This window comes from uncultured Campylobacter sp. (assembly GCF_938041645.1).
GTDB lineage: Bacteria > Campylobacterota > Campylobacteria > Campylobacterales > Campylobacteraceae > Campylobacter_B.
Genome location: NZ_CALIST010000039.1, coordinates 11,823 through 35,369, shown reverse-complemented (window position 1 = coordinate 35,369; position 23,547 = coordinate 11,823). Strand labels below are relative to the sequence as shown.

Annotated in this window: 23 protein-coding genes; 10 read left to right on the top strand and 13 right to left on the bottom strand. The window is 43.1% G+C overall.

The annotated features are described in order from the left end of the window. From Q0600_RS06150 to Q0600_RS06140, 3 genes are all read right to left on the bottom strand, one after another. The coding region (locus Q0600_RS06150; protein ID WP_298758142.1) for a hypothetical protein at positions 1-591 on the bottom strand (591 nt) is incomplete at its 3' end. A 371-nt stretch (positions 592-962) separates the two neighbouring features. Next, positions 963-1,808 carry a universal stress protein gene (locus Q0600_RS06145; RefSeq protein ID WP_298758141.1) on the bottom strand — a complete coding sequence of 282 codons (846 nt, stop codon included), beginning with the start codon at positions 1,806-1,808 and terminating at the stop codon, positions 963-965. 276 nt (positions 1,809-2,084) lie between these two features. Beyond that, the gene (locus tag Q0600_RS06140; protein ID WP_298758139.1) at positions 2,085-2,360 is read right to left on the bottom strand and encodes a hypothetical protein; all 276 of its coding nucleotides are present in this window, start codon (positions 2,358-2,360) and stop codon (positions 2,085-2,087) included. A 497-nt stretch (positions 2,361-2,857) separates the two neighbouring features. Here Q0600_RS06140 and Q0600_RS06135 point away from each other — a divergent pair, with 497 nt between their 5' ends. The 5 genes from Q0600_RS06135 (at position 2,858) to Q0600_RS06115 (ending at position 5,277) form a co-directional block, all read left to right on the top strand. Further along, positions 2,858-3,265 (top strand): hypothetical protein, encoded by a 408-nt coding sequence (locus Q0600_RS06135; protein ID WP_298758138.1) that lies wholly within the window; start codon positions 2,858-2,860, stop codon positions 3,263-3,265. Positions 3,266-3,278: 13 nt separating this feature from the next. Continuing rightward, positions 3,279-3,806, top strand: coding sequence for a hypothetical protein (locus Q0600_RS06130; RefSeq protein WP_298758136.1), 528 nt, complete (start codon positions 3,279-3,281; stop codon positions 3,804-3,806). Positions 3,807-3,852: 46 nt separating this feature from the next. Continuing rightward, the gene (locus Q0600_RS06125) at positions 3,853-4,206 is read left to right on the top strand and encodes a hypothetical protein (RefSeq protein WP_297914299.1); all 354 of its coding nucleotides are present in this window, start codon (positions 3,853-3,855) and stop codon (positions 4,204-4,206) included. 184 nt (positions 4,207-4,390) lie between these two features. Then, complete coding sequence (locus Q0600_RS06120) at positions 4,391-4,873, top strand: hypothetical protein (protein WP_298758134.1); 483 nt, start codon at positions 4,391-4,393, stop codon at positions 4,871-4,873. Positions 4,874-4,908: 35 nt separating this feature from the next. Next, the gene (locus Q0600_RS06115) at positions 4,909-5,277 is read left to right on the top strand and encodes a hypothetical protein (RefSeq protein ID WP_298758132.1); all 369 of its coding nucleotides are present in this window, start codon (positions 4,909-4,911) and stop codon (positions 5,275-5,277) included. A gap of 317 nt (positions 5,278-5,594) precedes the next feature. On the opposite strand, the gene Q0600_RS06110 is transcribed toward Q0600_RS06115, so the two are convergent. Together Q0600_RS06110 and Q0600_RS06105 are read right to left on the bottom strand one after the other, a co-directional pair. Next, positions 5,595-6,935 carry an FAD-dependent oxidoreductase gene (locus Q0600_RS06110; RefSeq protein ID WP_298758130.1) on the bottom strand — a complete coding sequence of 447 codons (1,341 nt, stop codon included), beginning with the start codon at positions 6,933-6,935 and terminating at the stop codon, positions 5,595-5,597. Between the two features lie 334 nt (positions 6,936-7,269). Then, entirely contained in the window at positions 7,270-7,893 is a 624-nt protein-coding gene (locus Q0600_RS06105) for a TetR/AcrR family transcriptional regulator (RefSeq protein ID WP_297950980.1), read from the bottom strand. Positions 7,894-8,172: 279 nt separating this feature from the next. Here Q0600_RS06105 and Q0600_RS06100 point away from each other — a divergent pair, with 279 nt between their 5' ends. From Q0600_RS06100 to Q0600_RS06085, 4 genes are all read left to right on the top strand, one after another. Further along, complete coding sequence (locus Q0600_RS06100; RefSeq protein WP_298758128.1) at positions 8,173-8,811, top strand: helix-turn-helix domain-containing protein; 639 nt, start codon at positions 8,173-8,175, stop codon at positions 8,809-8,811. Continuing rightward, positions 8,808-9,395: a UPF0323 family lipoprotein gene (locus tag Q0600_RS06095; protein ID WP_298758126.1), complete on the top strand. Its 588-nt coding sequence runs from the start codon at positions 8,808-8,810 to the stop codon at positions 9,393-9,395. The genes Q0600_RS06100 and Q0600_RS06095 overlap by 4 nt, the downstream gene beginning before the upstream one ends. A gap of 782 nt (positions 9,396-10,177) precedes the next feature. Next, positions 10,178-11,362 carry a glutathionylspermidine synthase family protein gene (locus tag Q0600_RS06090; protein WP_298758124.1) on the top strand — a complete coding sequence of 395 codons (1,185 nt, stop codon included), beginning with the start codon at positions 10,178-10,180 and terminating at the stop codon, positions 11,360-11,362. 588 nt (positions 11,363-11,950) lie between these two features. Then, on the top strand, positions 11,951-12,883 hold the full coding sequence (locus Q0600_RS06085; RefSeq protein ID WP_298758121.1) for a D-2-hydroxyacid dehydrogenase: 933 nt from the start codon (positions 11,951-11,953) through the stop codon (positions 12,881-12,883). 188 nt (positions 12,884-13,071) lie between these two features. On the opposite strand, the gene Q0600_RS06080 is transcribed toward Q0600_RS06085, so the two are convergent. Both Q0600_RS06080 and Q0600_RS06075 read right to left on the bottom strand, forming a co-directional pair. After that, a complete protein-coding gene (locus Q0600_RS06080) occupies positions 13,072-14,217 on the bottom strand; it encodes a PepSY-associated TM helix domain-containing protein (protein ID WP_298758119.1) in 1,146 nt (381 codons plus the stop codon). A gap of 49 nt (positions 14,218-14,266) precedes the next feature. Beyond that, a complete protein-coding gene (locus Q0600_RS06075) occupies positions 14,267-16,237 on the bottom strand; it encodes a TonB-dependent receptor (RefSeq protein ID WP_298758117.1) in 1,971 nt (656 codons plus the stop codon). Positions 16,238-16,346: 109 nt separating this feature from the next. Between Q0600_RS06075 and Q0600_RS06070 the strand changes: the two genes are divergently transcribed. Next, positions 16,347-17,303: an AraC family transcriptional regulator gene (locus Q0600_RS06070; RefSeq protein WP_298758115.1), complete on the top strand. Its 957-nt coding sequence runs from the start codon at positions 16,347-16,349 to the stop codon at positions 17,301-17,303. A gap of 221 nt (positions 17,304-17,524) precedes the next feature. Here the strand turns inward: Q0600_RS06070 and Q0600_RS06065 are convergent, their stop codons facing one another. The 6 genes from Q0600_RS06065 to Q0600_RS06040 form a co-directional block, all read right to left on the bottom strand. Continuing rightward, positions 17,525-18,328, bottom strand: a complete 804-nt coding sequence (locus Q0600_RS06065; protein WP_298758113.1) for a transporter substrate-binding domain-containing protein — start codon at positions 18,326-18,328, stop codon at positions 17,525-17,527. A 15-nt stretch (positions 18,329-18,343) separates the two neighbouring features. Next, positions 18,344-19,147 carry a transporter substrate-binding domain-containing protein gene (locus Q0600_RS06060; protein WP_297925755.1) on the bottom strand — a complete coding sequence of 268 codons (804 nt, stop codon included), beginning with the start codon at positions 19,145-19,147 and terminating at the stop codon, positions 18,344-18,346. A gap of 64 nt (positions 19,148-19,211) precedes the next feature. After that, positions 19,212-20,015, bottom strand: coding sequence for a transporter substrate-binding domain-containing protein (locus tag Q0600_RS06055; protein ID WP_298758111.1), 804 nt, complete (start codon positions 20,013-20,015; stop codon positions 19,212-19,214). 20 nt (positions 20,016-20,035) lie between these two features. Continuing rightward, positions 20,036-20,845, bottom strand: a complete 810-nt coding sequence (locus Q0600_RS06050) for a transporter substrate-binding domain-containing protein (protein WP_295150425.1) — start codon at positions 20,843-20,845, stop codon at positions 20,036-20,038. A 589-nt stretch (positions 20,846-21,434) separates the two neighbouring features. Next, positions 21,435-21,878, bottom strand: a complete 444-nt coding sequence (locus Q0600_RS06045; RefSeq protein ID WP_298758109.1) for a copper resistance protein CopD — start codon at positions 21,876-21,878, stop codon at positions 21,435-21,437. 280 nt (positions 21,879-22,158) lie between these two features. Beyond that, complete coding sequence (locus Q0600_RS06040) at positions 22,159-23,478, bottom strand: Na+/H+ antiporter NhaC family protein (protein ID WP_298758107.1); 1,320 nt, start codon at positions 23,476-23,478, stop codon at positions 22,159-22,161. Positions 23,479-23,547 lie beyond the last annotated feature (69 nt).

The following is a 23,547-nucleotide window of genomic DNA, read 5'->3' as shown; positions in this document are numbered from 1 at the left end:
AGTTGTGGTCTTACCGGCATCAATGTGAGCCATAATACCGATATTGCGTGTCAAATGTAAATCGTGACTTGCCATTTTTCTTTTATTTCCTTTTACTATTTCTAAATTATTTTTAAAGTCGTTACTATCCATTTCGTAGCTTTTTGGAGATATATCAAAATCTAAGTTACTATATTCTTTTCCAAATCGAATATCTTTTCTTACTTTTGTATTTTTTTCTAATGTTTTTAAATTAGAATTTAAATTATCGTTATTACTTTCAATATAATATTCATTAACTTGTTTTAATAACTTGGCATTTTTATTAAAATAATCAATTTCTTTAATTTTTCTTTTTATTGTTAATTCATCTTCTTCCAATTCATTAACTTCAAGTAGAGATTTCATTTTTTGATTTTTATATTTATAAGTTTCTTTTATATAAGCATTTTCAGAATAAATATGTTTTTGTAATTCGTTAGCTAATTTTTGTCCTAATAAAGTTGATTGTAAACCTTGAATAGAAGTTTTCATTTCAACATTACTATTTAAATTAATTCTAATTTTTTGGAAAATTTCGTTATTAGCAACATATTCTTTAACACAATTCATTAAACTTTGATCGTTTGTTATTCTTTCTTTTTCATATTCTAGTCTTGATTGGAAAAGCCTTTTAATTTCTTTTACATCATCATTGTTCCATTTTTCTGGATTATCAGAATTATCTTCAATTCTAGTTTTAAAATAAGCTTTTATTATATTATTTTCAGCAATTTTTGTTATTTCTTCTTCACTTCCACTTATATTATTATTTAAAGTATTGATATTTAGTTGTTTATCTATATTTTCAGTTGTTATATAAATTTTAAAAAGTATATAAATTTGAAAAACGAAGGATTTAAAATTTTAAAATTTTAAAATTCCGCCACTTTAAAATAACATAAGCGACGGGATTTAGCGTTTATCGGCGTTTGGTCTTGCGATTACGATAGCACTAGCACCGGTACAAGCGCATTGTGCAAGATATCCTCGGAGACGCTGCCTAAAAAGAGCTTTTTGAAAAAGCCCTTCGTAAAGGCGCCGGTAGCGATCAGATCGAGGTTATTAGCGCGACGATATTTGATGATCTCATCGGCGGGAACTTCGGCTTGGATGTATTTGAAAGTGGCGTTTTGAGTGCCTAAAATTTCGCGCGCTAGATCCAGCATCCGCTCACCCTCTGCGGCATCGAGATTGATGTGCAAGACATGCTTATGTGCGCTCGCAAGAAGCTTTGAGCTCTTTATAAACTCAAGCGTGCGTTTCGCCGCGTCAGTGCCGTCAAACGCAATGAGCACGGAGTTAATAGGTGAAAATTCCTTATTCACGAGCAGCGACGGCACGTGAAGCTCCTTTATTAGCACGCTTGCGTTAAAGCCTACGTCCTCGTTATTTGAGCCCTTGATACCGAGTACAAAAATTTCAGCTTCCTCCTTGTACTCGGCGATAACGTCGATGAAATCGCCATCTTTGATGATCTTACTCGCCTTTACACCTGCAGCAGTCGCAGCGCAGATATATTCATCCAGCATTGCTTCGGCTTCTTCGTGGTCCTTTTCTGCATCCACGCCGCCTAGTGTGGGACTTCCGTAGCTATTTGCAAGGATATCATTCTCTCCTAGGACGATTCCGCCTGCGGCTAGCCCATAAAAATTCTCACCAAGCTCCGGGATTTCAACTACGTGAATAAACACGAGCTCGGCACCCAAGGTTTTAGCGACGTAAATTCCGTAATCTCTAACCGCCGGGGCAAGCGCATTTTGATCGATGCAAGTGATGACCTTTTTCATTTTTCGTCCTTTTAAAGATAAAATTTTAATCAAAATAAGCTTATCAAATTTTGTATAAAAGTTATTTAAATTCGTCAGATTTGAATGCGGAGCGGGCGATTTTGCAAAATTTCAAAGCCGTGCCGCAATAGGTTTGTGAGGCGTGGACGCGCTTGTGGCAAGCTAGCTCGGGCTCGGCGTGACAACTAGCGAGCAGTTACAACGTAGTAGCAGTGGGCGACTAAAAAACGTTGCGGATGCGGCAGGCAAGATACGGCGCGGGCGATTTGAAATTTATCAAGCCGCTAAAAGCGCGGTTAAAGCGCCGTTATTGCGGTTAGTAGCCCAAAGATGATCCCCGGAAAATTCGCCGCGGCGAGCGGATAGTCCTTTTTGGACTTTAAAAGCGTAGCTGACCCATATCGTGCAGTTTATCGCGGCTGCGAGCGGCTGGAGAAACGGGACTTTGTTGCCGTCTAAATTTGCCATTATGTTCGGCACATAGGATACGTACATGATGACCGACAGGCATGTGCCCGCCCAACCTAAAATTTGTAAATTTCTTTCGCTCATCGGCTCTCCTTGCTTTTAAGATACGTTTCAAATTTACGAATGAAACGAAGCGGGATTTAATACACCAAAGATAAGAAACAAATTAAAAGATGGCTAGAAATAAAATTTGACTTTAAATTTATCGCGGTGACTCCTCGCCTGCTCGCGTCTGCCTAAATTTTAAAGCGGCGTTTGAAGCGCGCATTTAAAAAACGGCAAAAATTTAAAACGCCAGGTGACAGCTGAAATTTAAATTTTAAAGAGATAAAATTTTAAACGACTGAAGCCAAATTTAAGTAAAATTTTACAGGAGAATTACGGTAAAATTTCAAAAATATGAGTAAATTTCTTAGGCATTAAAGATAAGAGTGTTTGCCCTAAATGCGGAGGCGAACTGCAAGATTATGCCGAGATAGAAAAGTGGAATCAAATAGAAAAGAATAAAAAGCTTGAGAAATATTTTAAATTTGAAAAAGAGTGGCTAAAGATGATAAAAAAACAAGGGAGCGAGAAATAAAATGATAAATTATAAAAATATCGGTTCTATTTACGAGCTTGACTCTTTATCGAAAAGCAGCTCGGATATATATTTGCTTATCGGATCGCACTTTATGGATAAGATAGATATCTTTAGTAATATCACAACGGATTTTCTTATAGGCGTAAAGTGGATATTCTTCTACGCAGAGAAAGCGTCGCGATTAGAAGATATCTTTGATGGTTTTATAGAGCGGCACGATTTATTGGATATCGTTACATTGTCATACGGAATCGATGAAAAAACGGAGCTTGTAAATCTATTTTTATCCAAGATTACTCCAACAACTATGGGCGTATCAATATTAGATGAGAAAAATGCCGCCGAAAACGATCTATTACGTGAAATTCTAAAAGGTGTAAATGATAAAAATAGCGATAAAATTTAAAATGAGGTGAAATATGCAGCAAAATGAAGAATTGTATTATTTAATAGCTGGATTCATGTACGATTGGTGCGATATAGAGCTGTTTTGCGATGAATTTTATAAGATGTATGATTTGGAATCGCAATATTGCGCAACCAATAAAGCGGAAGAGCAGGCATTAAAAGAATTGGATATGATGACGGGTAGATTTTCTAAGTTTGATGAAGATTTTAAAGAGGCTCCTAACGTATTTTTTAAAGAAGGCGAGATAAGGCAAAAGGCAGAAGAAATTTTTCGATTATTTTCTAATATCAAAATTTCAAAAGAGGAATTTTTTAGATTTTTGAAAGAGCAGAGAGGGTTAAATTTTTCGATTGGCGTTGATTTGGGCGAAGGCTATGTAATGTGCCCGAATTGCTCTAATGCAATGAAAGTAGATGAGCGCCAAAGCGTGATTACATGCGATAATAAATATTGCATCACTAAGCTTATCAATCCTTTAGCAAAATTAACGCTTGCGGAGATCGAGAGTGCGAAATACAATGGCCAAGAAGCCGATTAAAAGGTTCAAGCGGACAAATCTTTGCTAAACCATAGAAAGGAGCACAATGCTAAGCGGAAGAGAAATTTACGAGAATTTTTTGTTAAGATTCTCGGACAACGAACGCGATATTATGAAAAATTTGGCGAGAAATATATATGAACTAAACAAAAGAGAGTTTATCATTGAGTTTGATAAAAACAATATATATAAAGTCAGATTTTATGACGACTTTGAGGGATGCTGTGATCCAGGTCTCGAAGAAGGAGAAGAGGGGTGGGATGAGCTATTTTTTGGATTTGAATTTGTAGTTTTAGAGGTTTTATCAACGCAAGCTGCAAAATTTAAAAAGGGCGATTATATCGAAATAAACTATAAAAACTATCCCAAAATATTTGATATGGATAGAAATTTGATTTAGATGCGATAAGCTTAATAGAAAAATTTATGGAGAAAAATAGATGCTTAATTTAAAAGGGCAGGAATTTTGCGTAAAGAGTATGGCTCAAGAAGTTATAAAAGAATGGGATAAATATAATTTAGGCTAGAACGATAGAACATTCAAATTAAATTAGGTGGTAAAAAACAAAAAACAGGATTTTAATATGATAGAAAATGAACTTGAATTTTTAATTGCCTCCGTGCCGGATAGAGAAAAAGTAGTAGCCGAGATTTGGCATATGGACAGAGAGGCTTTAATAGAGATCAACCATGAAACGAATAAGCTTTTGGTTACTGCTACCGAAACTCGGCATAATATCAATTTTTACGAGCTTATATGGGCGCTATACGCCGGGGGATTATGGCTAAAAGATGGGAATCAAACACCGAATTTTATGGAGCAGTTTGAGAAATTTTCAAAAAGAAACGGAAGATGCTCGAAAAATATCTTTAAATTTACAAGATATGAAAATAAAGTGAGTATAGAACATAAAGGCAATCTAATAGCGCATGTCATAAAAGATGGCGACGCCCTATTGGTAGGTTTGTTAAATTTTGGATTTGAATTAAAAGACTGCGTAGAGCTCGAAAATTTCGTATGGGCTTTGCAAAATTCCAAAAAGCTGCTAGATGGCGCAGTCGTCTAAATATCGCGGCAAAAACATATATAAAGGATAATAAAATGACCGATTATTTCGTAAAAAAAGAAAGCGCAATAAAATTAAATAAGCTTTTGGGGTTAGATTCGACGGGAGATGAGCAGGATTGGGAGCTAGAATTAGCAGACATCAGCAAAATTACGTCTATGCTAAATCTACTAGAAAACAAGACATTAAATTTCCACGACAAGATTGCTCTGTCGCATTTAATTGTCGCTTCGTTTGAGAAAGAGGATGAAGAGCTAGGCGCGGTAGACAAAGATAGGATTAAAATATTTGCCGACTTTCTGGACGATAACTTACAAATTAAAAATATCATAAGAGAATACTGGATAGTTGCGTATGGGAATTTGAGTAGAAATTTAGCCTATTTGATATTTGGGGATAGATAAAATTTTGAGCCTATCCATAAAGTATAAATTTTTGAAATTCTAAACAACGAGCGATTAGTACATACCGATAGGTGATAACAGAATTTTACGCACAGCTCTTTCAAAACAATTCCAAGATAACCTAGAAATTATTTTTTACAAGCGGCGGATGAAGCGATGCGTGCCAAGCTATAGCGACCAAGAAAGGCGCTGGTGGCAAGGACTAAAATTATTGAACCCAGTCTAAATTTAACCCGCTCCGGCGCATTAAATTTCATGATAAATTTACGCCTAGGCACTCGGACATCCCTAAGCCCGAGCGCCGTTAAATTTCAAATTTAAAACTGTCCGAAAAGATCGTTCAGCGCCTCACTGATGCTAGGATGCGTAAAAATTTGATTTTTGAAAAAGTCTGCCTTCGCGCCCAGTGCCATAGCGATCGCCAGCTCATTAACGATCTCGTGCGCGTTTACGCAGTGAAGCGCCGCGCCTAAAATTTCGCCGCTAGCTGCGTCCACGACCGCCTTCATCATTCCCTCGTCGTGCGCTACGACCTTGGCGCCGGGCACCGCTGCCATCGAAAGCTTCAGCACCTTGATCTCGCGCCCACTCTCTCTTGCCTGCCTCTCGCTAAGGCCGATGCGAGCTAGCGGCGTGCGGGTAAACAGCACGCTTGCATGCGGTGCGCGGTTTTTCGTAGTGCGCGCGCCGTCTCCGAAAAGCGCGCTAAAAATTATCCTAAAATCGTCTAGGCTCGTGTAGGTAAACATCTCGCCGCCACGCACGTCGCCTGCCGCGTAGATGCCAGCAGTCGAGCTTTGCAGATGCTCATTTGTGATGATATTGCCGTGCGCATCCGTCTGCACCCCCGCAGCGGCTAAATTTAGCTCACCCGTATTCGCGCGACGACCGAGGGCGTATAAAAATGCATCCGCCGCGATCAGCCTGCTCTCGCCCGCGAGGTTAAATTTTAGCTCCCCGCCCTTTAAACTCAAAAACTCGCAGCCCTCGATAATCTCTACGCCTTGGGCCTGCAGAGCGGATTTGACGCTAGCAGCCACGTCCTCATCCTCGTTTTTCATAAATTTCGATCGCATCAACACGCTGACTTTCGAACCGAATCCCGCAAACATCGAGGCAAACTCAAGCCCGATAAATCCGCCGCCGATGATTACTAGATGCTTCGGCAGGATCTTTAAATTTAAAATTTCTTCGCTGCTATAAGCGATCTGCGAGCTTACCTCAAAGCTAGGCTCGACCTCCCTCGAGCCCGTATTTACGACGATCGTTTCTGCCGAAATTTCACGCGTTTGTCCGTCAGGACTTAGCACGCGCACGGAATCTGCGCTCGTAAATGAGCCTTCGCCGTCGATTACATCGATATTCGGGTTACCCTTTAGCATGGCTAAATTTTTCGCCCTCAGTGCCTCTACGAGCTCGTCCTTTTTCTGCATGCTCAGCACGAAATACTCTCCGAGCACGCTAAAATTTACGAAGCCCGCTTCCTTACTCGCGGTAACTAGCCGCTTGGTCGGGATGCAGCCTACGTTGATGCAGGTGCCGCCGTACATCTGCGGCGAGCGCTCGATGAGAGCGACCTTTTTGCCCAGCGCGGCGGATTTTGCGGCAAGGGTTTTGCCCGCCTTGCCAAAGCCTATTACGATGATATCATAATCCATTTTTTATCCTTTTGATCTGAAATTTCGCGGGATTATAAGAGGTTTTATTAAATTTAAAATCTGCGTGGCGCAAATTTAAAGGCGCAGGCAAGAGGCGCGAAATTTAACGGCAAAATTCTAACTTCAGCACAGAATTTAATGCGGAAAATAAAATTTTGGCTCTAATTGTTTTAAAAATTCTGCGCCGATAGAATTAAAATTTTAAGCGCGGGATACGTGGCATTTTATAGCGCTTGGTAACGGATAGAATCCAAGCTACAAAATCCAAGTCCCAAACCGCTCATAAAATTTAAAGGTGCAAAAAGCGCGGAATTTACGCCGTAAAATTCCGCCATTAGCGCTTTTTTACGCCGAGCAAAAACATATCGATGCGGTCCTTGATTAGCTCGCTCGCTTTGAAATTTAGCTTTTCGTCGAAAAATAGCAGCCTGCTAAAATGCGGCTCTCTAAGCAAAAAGCAAAAATATAGCGCTAGGCTTTTTGCCGTGCGTCCGGGCGCAAACTCGTCCGCATGCGCCGCCAAATACTCATCCAGCGCATTCGGCGAACCTAGCACGCCGCTTTTTAAAAAGATTTTTGGGCTCTCGCTAAGCGCGCCGTTAAAGCCGCTGAAAAGTATCAGTCGGTAGAATTTTATCGCTTCCGGAGCGAAAAGAAACTCCAGATAAATCCCTGCAAACTCCTGCAGATACTCACGCAATTTTAGGTCTTTATTGATTCGCATGCGCTCGTTCATTCGCTCATCAAGCTTTTTACTTTGCAGTTCGATGATGCGTAAAAATAGGCTTTCTTTGTTATCAAAATACTTATAAACCGACGATAGCGAGCCGCCGCTAAGCTCGATGATATCGCTTAAGCTCGTAGCCTCGTAACCTTTGGCTAAAAACAGCTCCAGCGCCGCGTCTAAAATGAGCTTACAGCGAATTTCGGATTTTTTATATTTAGGCGATTCGGACATTTCGCCTCCTTTGAAATACTAAAATTTTTTCATAAGTGTATAAAAAATATACTTAATTAAGCAACATTATTGGGCTAAAATTCTAAAAGCTCAGCAAAAAATAATTTTGCGCGGCTTTTGCAAGCGAAGCGAAATTTTATATCGCGCAGGCGCAAGCGAGCGGAATTTATTGCGCGCCGGCTGCGGTAAAGCGGAATCTATCTTTGCAAACGAAGCGTTTAATGCCTATTTTAGGCAAATTTAGCAATAATTACCTAAAACGCTAAAAGGCATCTTTGTATGAAAAAAGTCTCGATCGGCGAAGCAGCCGAAATTTTAGGAATTTCAAAAGAAGCCGTCTATAACCGCATCCGTAGAAATTCCTTGCGCGCCGAGGAAAGCGGCGGCGTACGCTACGTGCTTTTAGATGATGAAATGCAACAAAGCGAGCCCACTTCGCAAAACTCTGCGAAAAGCCCGCGCACTAGTGGCACAGCTGGCACTCAAAGCTTCATCGACTATCTCATCAAAGAAATCTCCGAGCTAAAAGGTAAAATCGAAGCGCTGCAAAGCGATAAGGACAGACTTCACAAAGAAAAAGAGGAAATTTTAATCGCTTCGAAAGATGAAATCAAGCTGATGTATAAAGAGCGCGACGAGAAGCTCAGATATTTTTTATCATTTTTCGACAAACCGCTGCTTTCGAGCAAAAGCCGCGAAGCCAAACCCTACGATGTCGAAATCAAAGAAAAAACCTTCGATCGTAGCGAATGGACGAGCCTTGCAAAATTCGTAAAATCGCTCAAGCGCAAAAAGCGCCCAAAAGCGCAAAGCCTAATCATCGAAAACATCGGCAAGAGCGAGTTTATCCGCGTCGAGGGAAATGAACTTTTGATAAATCAAAGCCTAGATATAAAATCACTGAAAGGATCTAAATGAAACTACGCAAAATCGCTAGCTATGCGCTGGTAAGCGGCTTCGGGCTCGTTATGGCGGGCTCGTTAGCAGGCTGCGACGATAGGGGGCAGGAGCAAAACGTCCGTCTACAAGAAGGTGCGCTCGTGCGGCTCGAAGAGATAGTGCCGGGAAAATATAAAATTTTAGAGGAATTTCCGAGCGAAAAGACCCAGATCATCTTAAAATCGCTCGACGGCACGGAGAGAATTTTAAGCGACGAGGAAACCAAAGCCCTTTTAGCCGAAGAAAACGCTAAAATCGACGCCGGCACTTCAAATTTGACGAACCAAAACGCACAGCTTAGCAGCGGCGGCATGAGCCTGGGCGAAGCGATCTTGGCAAGCGCCGCGGGCGCCATCATCGGCTCGTGGATCGGCGGCAAGCTGTTTAACAACCCTGCCTATCAAAGCCAGCGCCAAACCGCCTATAAAAGCCCTAGCGCATATTCTAGAAGCGTCGACAGCTTCAATCAAGCAAAGCAGCAAAACGCCAAGGCGCGAAGCGGCAGAAGCGGATTTTTCGGCGGAAGCAAGAGCGGCAAGAGCGGTGGATTTTTCGGCGGCTAAACGCACTTTGAAACATACGGCGGCTCTGCACGGCGAGTTTAAATTTTAACGCGCGACGCTTGAAAGCGAGCAAAATTCCGTCGCAGCAGAATTTTAGCTAAAACGAAAGCGCGCTACGTGCTGCACGTCTTTGGTAAAATTTGATACGGCAAAATTCCGTATCGCTCGGGGGACAATGTCCTAGTCACTATGCGTATAGCAAGTTTGTAATTATTGCCGCGGCGATGTTATGACGAGGCGGAATTCGCGCCCGCTGCCGAGCGCATCGGATCGCATTTTTTACTGAGGCGTTGCCGCGGGGCGAAATTTTGATATGAAAGGCTGCGTCGTGCGATAAAATTTTATATTGCGACGCGACATTAAGGCGAGCGAGGCCGTGCTGAGGTGGAAGTTTTAATCGCCGCATCTGCAAGACTAAATTTCGTATCGCAGCGCTTCTTGCGGCAAATTTTATATCGCCTAGCGGTGCTAAAGTGAGTAAATTTTACCCGAGCGAAATCCAGGTCGCAGCGGCGCATGATCAAGTCGTGCCGCAGTTTTTGAGGAAGCCGAGGAGGGGCTACTTGCAAGGATCTATTTCTTGCAAAAGAGGTGCCGCTCTGCGGCGGGGCAATGCACCGCTCGCCCGCCGAGCTCTGATTAACCGGTGCGCTTAGAGGTGCGAGCCCATAGCTCGCGTTTTATTCTGCTTCGCTGCGCTCGCAAGAGACGCTGAGTAACTAGTGCTATATTTGTTTTGCACTGCGGGCGGAATTTTAAAATTTACATAAAAAGGAAAATCTATGCAACTAAAAAAGATAACGCCGTTAAGCAACGAGTATCTCGAAAAGCTCGGCTTTTACTGGCACACGGACGCCGACGAGACCCCTTACGTCAGCGACGAGATCGTACGCGTGAGCGCTGCGGAGGCGGATGCGTATTACGAAGCGGCGAACGAGCTATACGAGATGTTTGTCGCAGCCGCGCAGCACGTCATCGACAATAACCTCTTCCACGAGCTCGGCATCCCCTTCAACCTCGTAGATCTAATCAAGCAAAGCTGGGAAAACGAGGTGCACTGGCACCTATACGGGCGCTTTGATTTCGCAGGCGGACTGGACGGCAAGCCGATCAAGCTGATAGAATTTAACGCCGACACGCCCACGGCGGTGTTTGAGACGGCGATCATCCAGTGGGCGATGCTCAAAGAAAACGGCATGGACGAGGCGAGCCAGTTCAACGACCTCTACGACGCGCTGCGCGATAATTTCAAGCGGCTCGTGGTGCTTGAAGGCGAGCTGGAGGATTTTTCCAAATTTTACGAGGGGTGGAAAATTCTATTTAGCAGCGTCGCAGGCAACGTCGAGGACGAAAAGACGACGAAGCTTTTGCAGCAGACCGCGGAAGATGCGGGCTTTAAGACGCGCTTTGCCTACGTGGATGAGGTGGAATTTAACGACGAAGAGGGCGTGTTTTTTGACGGCGAAAACTACGAGTATTGGTTTAAGCTGATCCCTTGGGAGGCGATCGCAATCGAGGAGGGCGAGCTTGCGATACTGCTAAAAAACATCGTGCAAAATCAAAAGGCTATCATTCTAAACCCCGCATACACGCTGCTTTTCCAAAGCAAGGGGATTATGAAAATACTGTGGGATCTCTATCCGAACCACCCGCTGCTGCTGCAAAGCTCCTTTTCGCCAATCATCGGTAAAAAGATGATCAAAAAGCCGTTTTTGGCGCGCGAGGGAGCGAACGTGGCGATTTTCGACGCCGACGGCAAAAAAATAGAGGAAAACGGCGGCGAATACGGAAATCAGAAATTTTTGTATCAGGAATTTTACGAGCTCAACAAAGACGAGCGCGCCCAGAGCTACCAAGCGGGGGTATTTTTCGCCTATGAAGGCTGCGCGCTGGGCTTTCGCAAGGGCGGCGAGATACTCAATAATCTCTCAAAATTTGTGGGGCACTACATCGAGGACGCGAAGTAGCGGCGCGGCAAATTTTATAAAATTTGAGAAATTTTAGGGTGGCGGCTCTTCGCGATAACTTTGGCGATAAGGCTATCGCGGCGGTAAATTTGTCGCTTGGCAGTAAAATTTAACGCAACGTCGCGACCAAAATTCTGCGCGGATAAAATTTTGAGCAGATCAAATTCACGTGAACTAAAATTCCGCGTAGAGCAAGTTTTGCGCGAGCTAAATTTTAAAATTTAAACGCGAACGGTAGCAGCGATTAAATTCATCTATCGCTTCTGCATAAATTAGAATTTCAAATTTAGACGCAGGTTTCAGCGGCGGTAAAATTTAACGCCTGCTTCGGCGCGAGTTAGAATTTTAAAATTTAACGCCCCGCCCGCTGCAATCATTAAATTTCGCAATGGCAGAATTCGCGATAGTTAAATTTTGCGAGAGTAAATTTTGCAATAGCAAAATCTCGCGAGCAAATTTCCGCAATAGCTAAATTTGCAGAGTTAAAATTTTGCCGTTTAAGCGCTGCGCTCCGAATCGCGCAATGGAATTTAACGGCTAAATTTAGCCGCGCGAGCAGCTTAAAATTTTAAAACGCAAGGGGAAAATATGAAAATCGTATGTTTGGATGCCGCGACGCTGGGAGGCGACGCCGATCTTAGCGAGATCGCGAGCTTGGGCGAGTTTGAAAGCTACGAGATGACCGAGTCCGCGCAAACCGCGCAGCGCCTAGCGGGCGCCGACGTCGTCATAACCAACAAAGTCCTAATCACGGATGAGATCATGGCGCAAACCGCGCTTAAGCTGATCTGCGTAAGCGCCACGGGCACGAATAACATCGACATGCAGGCCGCGCAGGCTCGCGGCATCGCGGTGAAAAACGTGGCCGGCTATTCGACGCAAAGCGTCGTGCAGCAGACCTTCGCGTCGCTGTTTGCGCTAACCAACGCGCTTGGATACTACGCGGATTACGGCAGCAGCGGCAAATGGTGCGAGAGCGAAATTTTTACTCACATTGACGCGCCGATCAGCGAAATTTACGGCAAAGAATTCGGCGTCATCGGACTTGGACAGATCGGCGCAAAGGTCGCCCACATTGCCGCTGCGTTCGGAGCGAACGTGAGATACTATTCCACCAGCGGCGCGAACGATAGCGGCGAGTTTGCCAGAGTGAGCTTGGATGCGCTTTTGAGAGCTTGTGATATCATTTCTATCCACGCCCCGCTAAATGAAAAAACGGCGGGATTGATCGGCGAGGCGGAGCTTGCGAAGATGAAAGAGGGGGCAATCTTGATGAATTTCGGTCGCGGCGGCATCGTGGATGAGGAGGCGCTAGCTCGCGCCGTGGACGAACGAGGCCTGCGCGTAGCGCTTGACGTGCTGCAAACAGAGCCGATGAGGGCGGATCATCCGCTGCTGCGAGTAAAAAATCGCCGCAACGTCATCATCACGCCCCACATCGCATGGGCGAGCATAGAGGCTCGCAAACGGCTAATAAAAATGATCGCGCAGAATATTAGGGATTTTATGAACGGCAAATGAGCGCGGTTGAAACGCCGGAGCAAATTTAACAAAATCAAGATGCGACACGAGGCCCACAAAGACTCTGCACATAGTATTTCAAAGCGCTGTATATAAAATTTTATTAACTGAAAAGAAGCGATACTGCTTCGGATAAAATTTTAAATTTACGCCGCGAATAAGCTATTTCTCCGCTTTGAATTCAAGATTTATCTTTTCTTGCAAATTCTTTTTATGCTCATCCAAAATCCCGTAACTATAAAAAATAACACAAAAATCGCCGCTACGCAGAATAAGAACTTGCCCGCCTCGCCGAAGATATAGCCCGAATGCACGCTCAAAACGGCTTTATGTATAGCAAAAGGGCGCGGCATGGTGCTTTTCGCATCATCATAGCGAGCATGCCGCAAGATGCCCTTTTTAACGTTTATACTCATCGTATTCATATGCTCTTCGCCCTCTTCGCCTTTATCGAAATAAAAGATCATAAAATTTTCTCCATCTTTTTGGGCGATGATGTTAAAGAATTCGTAGTTTTCACCGCGTTCACGCTTAAAAATATCAAATGCCGTCTGCAAATTTAAAATTTTATCTTCATCCTCAAGCGAAAATCCTCGCACTTCGGTAAAGCTCGTTTTTCTAAAAATTTCCTTTTCACCCAACGCTCTGTTGGTGATTTTGGCTATCCAATCATACGACCAATAAAGCCCGCTAGCGCTTATCGTAAGTAAAACGGGCAGTAGCAAAACTCCGATCGCGCCGTGCAAGCTATATAAAAACGCGTAACCTCTCGCTTTAAAATTTATCCTAAATGCGCGTAAAATCTTTCCTCTAAAGCTAGGATAATAGATCACCACGCCTGAAATTAAGACCAAAATAAACATAACCGTGCTAAGCGCCACGATATTTTTGCCTATTAGCCGCAGAGTTTCGTTTTTGCTTAGCCCAAATCCCAGATTAGTATGTAGATTTAGCGCTACGCCGATAAACGTATCGCCTATATTTTCCGAAGTAATTTCGCCGTTATAAGGATCTATAAAATATGATTTAAACTCACCGCTAGAATCTGTGCCAGAAAGCCTAATCGCCTCATTTTTATTTTGAGGAATTCTATAATAACTGAGCGTAAAACCGGGCTTAGTTTTTCTGAAAATATTTAAAATTTCGGCGGGTTCGAGGGCATCTTTTCCGCTCGGGCTCACGAAAGATTTGCTTTGATTTAACACATCTATAATCTCGTCGTGATACGAGATAATAGCGCCGCTAAGGGCTACGATTAAGATCGGCACGCAGCATATAAGCGTCAAAATAAGGTGGACGTTGAACCAAAATTTTTTCCTTTTTAGAATCGCCATTAATTTCCTTAAATTTTAAATCCGCGGACGAAATTTATGCGCTGCGAATTTAAAAGTTCACGTTAAATCCAACCTGCGCCTTCATCCCGTCTACGACCATCATTTGATAATTCCCCGAGCGCGTTAGTACGAATTCGTTGAATATGTTATAAAGCGTAAAATTTAAACTTGCGTCTTTTGTGACTTTATAGCTCGCGCCCAGATCAAAAATCGTGTATGAGCGAATATCCTCATCGTAGCTTAGGCTATCGCGCGTCCTACTATAATAATTTATTTGCGACCATAAGTTTAGCTTGGAGCTTACGTCGTAATCAAATCCTAGCTTTACCGAATGGATTGGAAAATTATTTAAGGTTTTGCCCTTCTCGCTACCCGTTTTTTGCTCGGATTTCGTATAGGCGTAGTTTGCATGCAGCTTCAAATTATCTAAAATTTGATAATCGCTACTTAGCTCTAGACCCCTAACCTCGGCTTCTCCGATATTTATAGTGTCCCAAATACCGCGCCTGTAAGTTTTGCCGTTATGCACGCAAGGATTTCCCGGTCTTGGACGGCAAATTAATTTGGTAGAAATTCCATCTTTGATTTTGGTATAAAACGCGGTAGCGCTAAAGTTAAATTTATCGTTATCGTCGTAAGAAAACCCGCCTTCGTAGCTTATGCTGCTTTCAGGCTTTAAAGAGCTTCTGCCTATCTGCGCTCCCTGGCCTCCTGCAAATGGCAGGGCAAGGCCCTCGCTACGCTGCTTAATATCCGGAGTTGAATATCCCGTCGAAACGCCGCCTTTAATAGAAAAACTTTCGTTTAAACGATAAACGGCATAAGCGCGCGGCGATATATGGCCGCCGTAGTCCTTATCGCGGTTATATCTGATTCCGCCGGTTAGCGTTAAATCATCAGTTAGATAAAAATCATCCTCGCCGTAGATTGAATAATCCCATCTTTTGACATTTGCCTCATCTGCGGTAGTAGCGGCTTCGTTTAATCTCTCGCTTCGGTATTGCACGCCCAAACTCAAAGCATTTGAATCGAAAAAATATGAGCCTTTAGAATTTAGCGTAGTCGTTCTAAGGCGTAGATCCTGGGCGCCGCTTTCTTTCATGCTATCGTAGTTTGCATAGCTATCTATCATAAACTTATCGTATTTTCCCTGATGAGACAGGCTTGCGGTGTAGCCTTTCATATACTCTTTCGCAATATCGTTATTGCCTCCCGAGGTTGTTCGCGTACGCCCGTATGTACGCCTAAATTTATTATTTACTTTACGATAATCAAGCGCTACCTCATCATTTTGCGTTACATTATACATCAGTTTTGCGCCCATATTCGTCTCTTCATTATTTCTATTCGCATAAGGCTCTTTATCCTCTATCTTTTCAAAAAATCTGCCGTAAAGTGCGATACCTAGTACGTCCGGGACGATAGCTCCGTTTAGATAAAAACCCGTTTGATAATCACCTTTTATTTGCGATTTTTTAGCGAAAGTATAGTATCCGTTTACATTGCCGCTAGGCTCATTTGAAAAGCCCCTGGTGATGATATTTATTACTCCGCCCATAGCGTCGCTGCCGTAAAGCGAGCTCATAGGCCCGCGGATGACCTCTATGCGCTCTATCGCATTTGCGGGAGGCAAGAAATTTTGGCTACTGCCAATACTTCTTAATCCTTTATAAGCACTATCGCTGGTCGCAGGCTTGCCGTCGATTAAAATTTTCGTATATTTTTGAGATAGGCCTCTTAGGCTTATGCCTTTTCTCGATGCAGCGCCTAGCGTTGCGGTAAAGGCACTCGGCAAATCTTTTAGCATTGCGGAGATATCTTGGTAGTTGCGCTTTTGTATCTCTTTTTGCGTAAGAACGGAGATGGAAGCGGGTGCGTCTTGGATATTTTGCCGATAGCCCGTAGCACTGACTACGGTAATTTCACCCAAATTTACGCTTTTGCCTTGTTTTTCTATCTCACTCGATATCCCGACTGTCGCTATAGCAGCGGTCAGCGATAATTTATATATTACGTGCACAAACGCCCCTTTTCTTATTAAAATTTAAACTCATTTTACTATAATAAGATACGCATTATCAAGAAATACTAAACGGTAGAGGGATTTTTTTAAACGCTAAAGGGATAAGATGAGTAAAGAGATAAGTTTAGATGATTTTTTGCAAAAAATATCTAACGACATTGAGCCGTCCAAGCAATGTGGGTATAACAAAACCGAGCTTGAAAGCGAAAGTATAAAATTCAACTTTAGCTCTTTTTATACGGGCGGAGAGATAGGATATTATAGCAGCGATATAATTTGCAGAGATTTCCTTTTGCATCGCCACGAACGGGGCAGCCGCTATTCATTTTTATTTTTCAATACGGGCGAAAATCCTATCTGCTTCAGATCGGATAAAGATCAATTCGTCTTGAATAAAGGTGAGTTTTGGCTCGGAACTATGCAAAGCAAATTGCGTGGCGTTCACGAGCTTGAAAATAAACACTATAAAAGCTCCTGCATAGCGCTTAGCACCGCTTTTGCAAATGAGCTGGGAATTTTAAAAAATTTGAATTTAGATCAAGCAGTTTGCATGAAGAAATTTAAAACAAGCGCCGTGCAAAATATCATCCTTAAAGAAATCGAAAATGCCGCGATATACGACGGCAAAATGCGCGAAATTTTTATGGAAAGTAAAATTTTAGAGATGCTTTATAAAAGTTTTTATAAATTTAATGAGCCCCAAAATACGCTTAGTCTTGATGAAAATGACATAAAAACAGTCCAAAAAGCAAAGAAAATATTACTTGAAAATATGCAAAACCCACCTAGCATTAAGGAGCTCGCTCGTCTTTGTGCCACGAATGAATTTGCACTAAAAAGGGATTTTAAAGCATATTTTGGCACGACTATTTATGCGATGCTGACAAATGAGCGGCTTGGAATTGCAAAAGAGCTATTAAGTCTAGATCAAATCAGTGTAAACGAAGCCGCTAAAATGGTCGGATACAATAATTTATCGCATTTTTCTAAAATTTTTAGGGCTAAATTTAATATACTGCCGACGCAACTGAAAAAGGATATAAAATTTTACTACTCGGATTAGAATTTCGCACGACCGACTATCTCTTAGAAGCCACATTCTTTCGCAACCGCATATCAAAATCTCATAAAATTTTATATCGCAACCAAACCCGCAAAAATACGGAATTTAAATTATAAATGCCGCCGAAATCTTGGCGGCAAAAGCGAGCTACGATCAAATATCGCAGCTGCGCGTATGTTCGGACGTCAAAGGGCGCCTTAAAATTTTAAATACGTCTAAATTTAAAACAGGCTATAAACCTCATCGAGCGTGAAGTGCTTTTTATCGATCTTGCCGCCGTAGTATGGCTTGATATCCTCGTCAAAAGCCTTATGGAAAAATTTCGCTTTATACATTTTTACCAGGCTGCTATTGACCGCATCAAGCAGCTCGGTATTGCCCTTAGATAGGGCGACGGCGATATAATCTATCTTGCCAAGGTTGATGATTTTTGCATCCAGCGCGGCATCGTTTCTAGCGTATCCGAGTACGATGGTATTATCGTCGGCAAAGCCTATGCCCTCGCCAGCCTTTAGCCTAGCGACGCACTCATTCGCGTCGGTACATGTCGCAATCTCATAGCCCGCGTTTTTAAAGTGCTCCTCGGCAGTTGTGCCTTTAACGCTTAGAATTTTTTTATGCGCGATCTGATCGATTCTTGAAATATTATCATCCTTACGGCTTAGCACGCCAATTTGCACTGAATAATACGGGTAAGAAAAATCGACTTTCTGAACGCGATCTTTTGTGACGGTGAGCTTGGATATGATGAGATCTACTTTGTTTTGCTCCAGTGAGGGAACGCGATCTTTAGATGCTACGGAGATAAAGTCGATTTTGATCTTTTTATTGCCGAATAGATTTTTGACTAACTCATTTGCCAAATCAACCTCAAAGCCCTTTAGCGTGCCGTTATCATCAAAGCTAAACGGAGGCTGGGAATCTTGCAAGCCTATGCGAATTTCGCCTGCTTGCTTGATATCTGCTAGGGAATTAGCGCAAAGCGCACCAGCACCCAGCAAAATACTTAGTAGAATTTTTTTCATATTTTGTCCTTTGAATTAAAACATTTTATAAAGATCATCTAACAAGAAATATTTTTTCTCAGCCTTGCCCTTGTAAAAAGGATCGATGCTGTCGTTAAAAATTTTCTTGAAAAAGCCATTTTTGCTGAGCTTGACAAGCCCGTCGTTTAAGGCGTTTAGCAAGTCATCGTTGCCTTTTTGCACCGCGATAGCTAAAAAGTCCGTCGTGCCTAAATTCTTTATATTTACCTCTACCTTGCGATCTACAACCGAATAGCCCAAAACTACCATATTATCGTCCGCATAGCCGCTGCCGCGACCGGATTTTAGCGCGCGGAAGCATTCGCTCGAACTAGCGCATGAGATAACCTTAAAGCCTTCCTTATTAAAATAATCAAAAGCCGTAGTGCCGGGTTCAGCTAAAATTTCTTTATCTTGTAAATCGTCTACGGTTTTTATATTATCATCGGTGCGAGTTAGCACGCCGATATTTACGCTAAAGTAAGGATTTGAAAAATCCACTAGCTTCTCGCGCTCTTTCGTAACCGTAATTGCCGCGATATCCAAATCGACCTTGTTATCTTGCACGGCTGTGATACGATCATTGCCCAGAGTTACGACATATTCGATTTTGCCGCCCTTATCGCCGAAAATTTCTTTCACGAGCTCTTCGATAAGCGAAATTTCAAAACCGCTGTATTTGCCGTCCTCGGAGACGCTAAGCGGCGGCAGTGAGCCGTCTATTCCGATACGAATGAGCCCTTTTTCTTTGATCTGCGCTAAAGAGTTAGCAAATAACGAACACGAAGCGATTAACAACGCAAATATAATCTTTTTCATAAAATTCCTTTAAATTTTACTAAAATTTGCCGGCGAATAGAATTCCGTCCATCGCCACTTTAAATTAAAACAAGCTGTAAAGATCGTCCAGCAAGAAATACTTTTTATCAATGGTGCCTTTATAAAAAGGCTCAATACTCTCATCAAAAATTTTTGTAAAAAAACCCTTTTTACTTAGCTCAATTAGTCCCGCATTTACCGCGTTAAGCAGCTCGGTATTGCCCTTTTGCACCGCGATGGCCAGGAAGTCCGTCGAGCCTAAATTCTTGATATTTACTTCGACTTTGCGGTCGACTACAGCGTAAGCAAATACAAGTAGATTATCATCGCCGTATCCGTCGCCCTTACCCGATTTTAGATCATTAAAGCATTCATTCGCGCTCGCACACGGTACTACGTTATAGCCCTGTTTCGTAAAGTAATCAAACACAGTAGTACCGGGCTGCGCCAGTATAGTCTTTCCGTTTAGATCGGAGACCTTTCTGATATTATCGTCGCTACGAGTTAGCACGCCGATATTTACGCTAAAGTATGGATCGGAGAAATCTACCAGCTTCTCACGCTCTTTCGTAACCGAGATAAGCGCGATATCTAAATCGACTCTGTTATCCTGCACCGCTTTTATGCGATCATCGCCTACCGTTACGACATATTCTATCTTGCCGCCTTTATCGCCGAAAATTTCTTTAACAAGCCCTTCGATTAAGAGTATCTCAAACCCGCTATATCCGCCGTCTTTAACGACGCTAAACGGCGGAGACGAGCCATCTATACCGATTCGAATAACCCCTTTTTCTTTGATTTGAGTCAAAGTGTTGCCAAAAAGCGAACACGCAGCCAGCATCAACGCCAAGATTATCTTTTTCATAGCGTCCCCCTTTTTAAAAATTACAGCAAGCTATAAAGATCGTCCAGCAAGAAATACTTTTTCTCTGCAGTTCCTTTGTAGTAAGGCTCGATGAAATTATCGAACGAATTTTTGAAAAAGCCCTCTTTGCTTAGCTTGATTAGCTCGCCGTTTAGAAAATCCAAAAGCTCCGAATTGCCCTTTTTCACGCCGATGGCCAAGAAATCCGAAGTGCCTAAATTTTTGATATTTACTTCAACCTTTTTATCTAATACCGGATAAGCCAGCACGACTAGGTTATCGTCGGCATACCCGTCGCCCTGTCCGGCTTTTAGCGCCTTATAGCAGGCGTTTGCGTTATCGCATCTGGCGATATTATAGCCTTGTTTTTCAAAGTATGTTTCTGCGGTACCGCCGCTAAGAACTAAAATAGTTTTATCTTGTAATTCATTTAAAGATTTAATCTTATCTTCGACGCGGGTTAAAATGCCTATATTGACACTAAAATACGGGGTCGTAAAATCGATCTGCTTCTCGCGCTCCGGAGTTACGGTAAGAGTTGCGATAACCGCGTCCACCTTATCTTCTTGTAGGAATTTTATACGCTGATTTGCAAGCACGGAGGTAAACTCCACCTTTCCGCCCGATGGAAGCATATCTTTAGCGATGGCATTTGCCATATCGACCTCAAAGCCCTGATGCACGCCGTCTTCTATCTTGCTAAACGGCGGCTGTGCGTCATAAACGCCTATTCTAAGCACTCCGCTACTTTTGATCTCGGAGAGCGATCTTGCGCAAAGCGCGCTACTAGCCAAAGCTGCGACGAGCAGACTTAAGAGAAATTTCTTCATCCTTTTTTCCTTTCTCATAAATAATTTCAAAACCATTGCCACGGCTACGGAAAACCTCAAAATCCCGCCCGAATGGCAAGCAGACATTAAATTCGCCCGCGGGCGAAAAACAATTTTAGCTTTTTATATCTTTAATGATTATTAAATAGTAAGTAAAGTCGCCAAATAAATTCGCTTTTTCATTGTTTGCTTCGATTTTGCGCGAGTTTTTTAGAATTCTCATCCGCATCCTAGCAGTAAAATTTAAAATTTTAGAATTTTACAAAATTTTAAAGCTGCAGAATTGGGTGAGAAATTTTATGAGCGCTTTAAAACTCGCGATGAAATTTTAAAATTTTATAAGATCAAATCTTGCAGGTTGCATTTGGCAAAACAGCACAAGAAAGGAGTGAAATTTTAAAATTTCGCGCTTTAGTGCAGACATAGTGGGAATTTAAAATTCTTAAATTTCTACTCCCACCCAGCAAAATGGAATTTTAAAATTTTTAGCAGACTACAAAATTCAAAAGCAAGCAAAATTAAATCTTTGCCGCGCTACAGAATTCCGCGATAAAAGTCGCGCCGTCAGCGCTAAATTTTGCGCCATAAATCATACTACAAACATCAGCTTGGCGCAAAGCACGATGATGAATCCGAATACAAAGGCGATTTTGTGGATATTTGCTCGCAAAAACTCAGGCGCAGGCCTTCCCATCGCGCGGCAACTTAAATTTATCGCTACGCACAGGGCGATGATGAGCGCGAGCGCAACTTTTAGCATAAAGATTTTTTGAAGCGGCGTGCCGAAATACCCGCCGTTAGCGCTTCCGACCCAGCGGCTCATCATCATTCCGCCGGTGATAATCAGCGTAAAAAGGCAAACCGGCATGATTTTAATCGCGCGCGAGCCGATCGCTTTTTTAACGCGCTCAAAATCCACACTCAACGTGCCTTTAAGCCGCATAAAAATCACGACGTCGAAAAATATGTAGCCCAAAAAGATAATGGCGCAGATGAGATGGACGATCTGCACGTAGGGATAAATTTGCTCCACTACCGCTCCTTGCTATGAAATTTCGCCAATTTTATGCGAAATTTCAAATTTTAGCAATGATTTTCATCAACGCGCCGCGAGCGGTTAAATTTAAGCCGATCGTGTGAGCGACGCAAATAAATTTGGCAAAATCGCGCGGGTAAATTTAGAAGTAAAGCCGCGCGGCTAAATTTAACAATGGTCGCATTCGTAAATTTACAAAATTTACGAGCAGCGCCGCGCGGGCGAAATTCTAAAATTCTAAAATTTCGCCCGCGAAAACCCGCGCAAATTCCGCAATCTATAACATCATCGAAAAGACTATGCCGAATATGATTAGCGGGATATTAAAGAAAATAAAGGTCGGCACGCAGGTATCCCACATATGGCTATGCTCGCCGTCGATATTCAGCCCCACGGTAGGTCCGAGCGTGCTATCGCTCGCAGGCGAGCCCGCATCGCCGATACCCGCAGCCACGCCGATGATAAAGATCGTCGCCGCCGTACTAAAGCCCAGCTGCGCGGCTAGCGGGCAGTATATCGTAGCGATGATAGGGATCGTGCCGAAGCTCGAGCCGATACCCATCGTCACGAGTAGCCCGATGCCGATCATCAGCAGCGCGCCGCCGAGCTTGCCGCCGCTTAAAGTGCTCGCTACGTGCACCAGCTCGTTCACGCCGCCGGTTTCTTTTAAGATCGTGCCGTATCCTGCGGCGATCAGCATCAAAAACGCGATATAGCCCATCATATGCACGCCCTCGTCAAATACATTATCCAGCTTCTTCCACTCGATGCCTTTGCTCGCAAGCATTACTAAAATTCCGCTAAGCGCGGCAAACGGAAGGGATTTGATCCAAATTTGCACGGCGAAGCACACCGCGATACCCGCTAGCGCGCCCCATTCGCGCATACCCATCTTAAGCTCGCTAAAATGTGCGTCCAGGCTCTGTTTGGTTTCGGCATACTCCCTCGGCTTGCGGTAGTAGACCACGGCCAGGATGAGGCCCACGAGCATCGGCACGGCGCTTAGCCACATTACGCTTGATATGTCGCTTAGGCTTACTGCGATGCCGTTTGCGTTCATATTTTTTTCGATTAGCCCCATAAAGATAAGTCCAAATCCCAGCGGCAGCGCCATATACGGCGTCTGCAAGCCGAACGTCAGCGCGCACGCTACGGCGCGGCGGTCGATCTTTAGCGAGTTCATGATCTTGACTAGCGGCGGGATCAAAATCGGGATAAAAGCGATATGCACGGGGATTAAATTTTGTGAAAAGCACGCAAAAAAGGCGATTGAAAATATAAAGACGTATTTTTTGTCGCTGATTAAATTTGCTACCGCGCGCACCAAGATCGCCGTTAAGTTGGTCTTTGAGATCGCGCTTGCGATGACGCCTAGCAACAGATATGAGAGCGCGGTTTCTAAATTTCCGCCCATGCCGAGACTGCCGGCGTTTTCGGGGTTGCCGTTTATGAATAAATTTATGGCATCTCCCAGCGGGATATTGCTTGAGAGCACGGCGCATATCGTGCCGATTAGGATCGCCAGCATTACGTTGCACCTCAGCAAGCACAGCGCGCACATCACACAGATACTGATAAATACGGGATTGGTAAGCATTTTTTGCCTTTTTTGGAATTTTTGCAATTATATAGAATTTAGGGCTAAATTTTGCTAAAATCGCGCAAA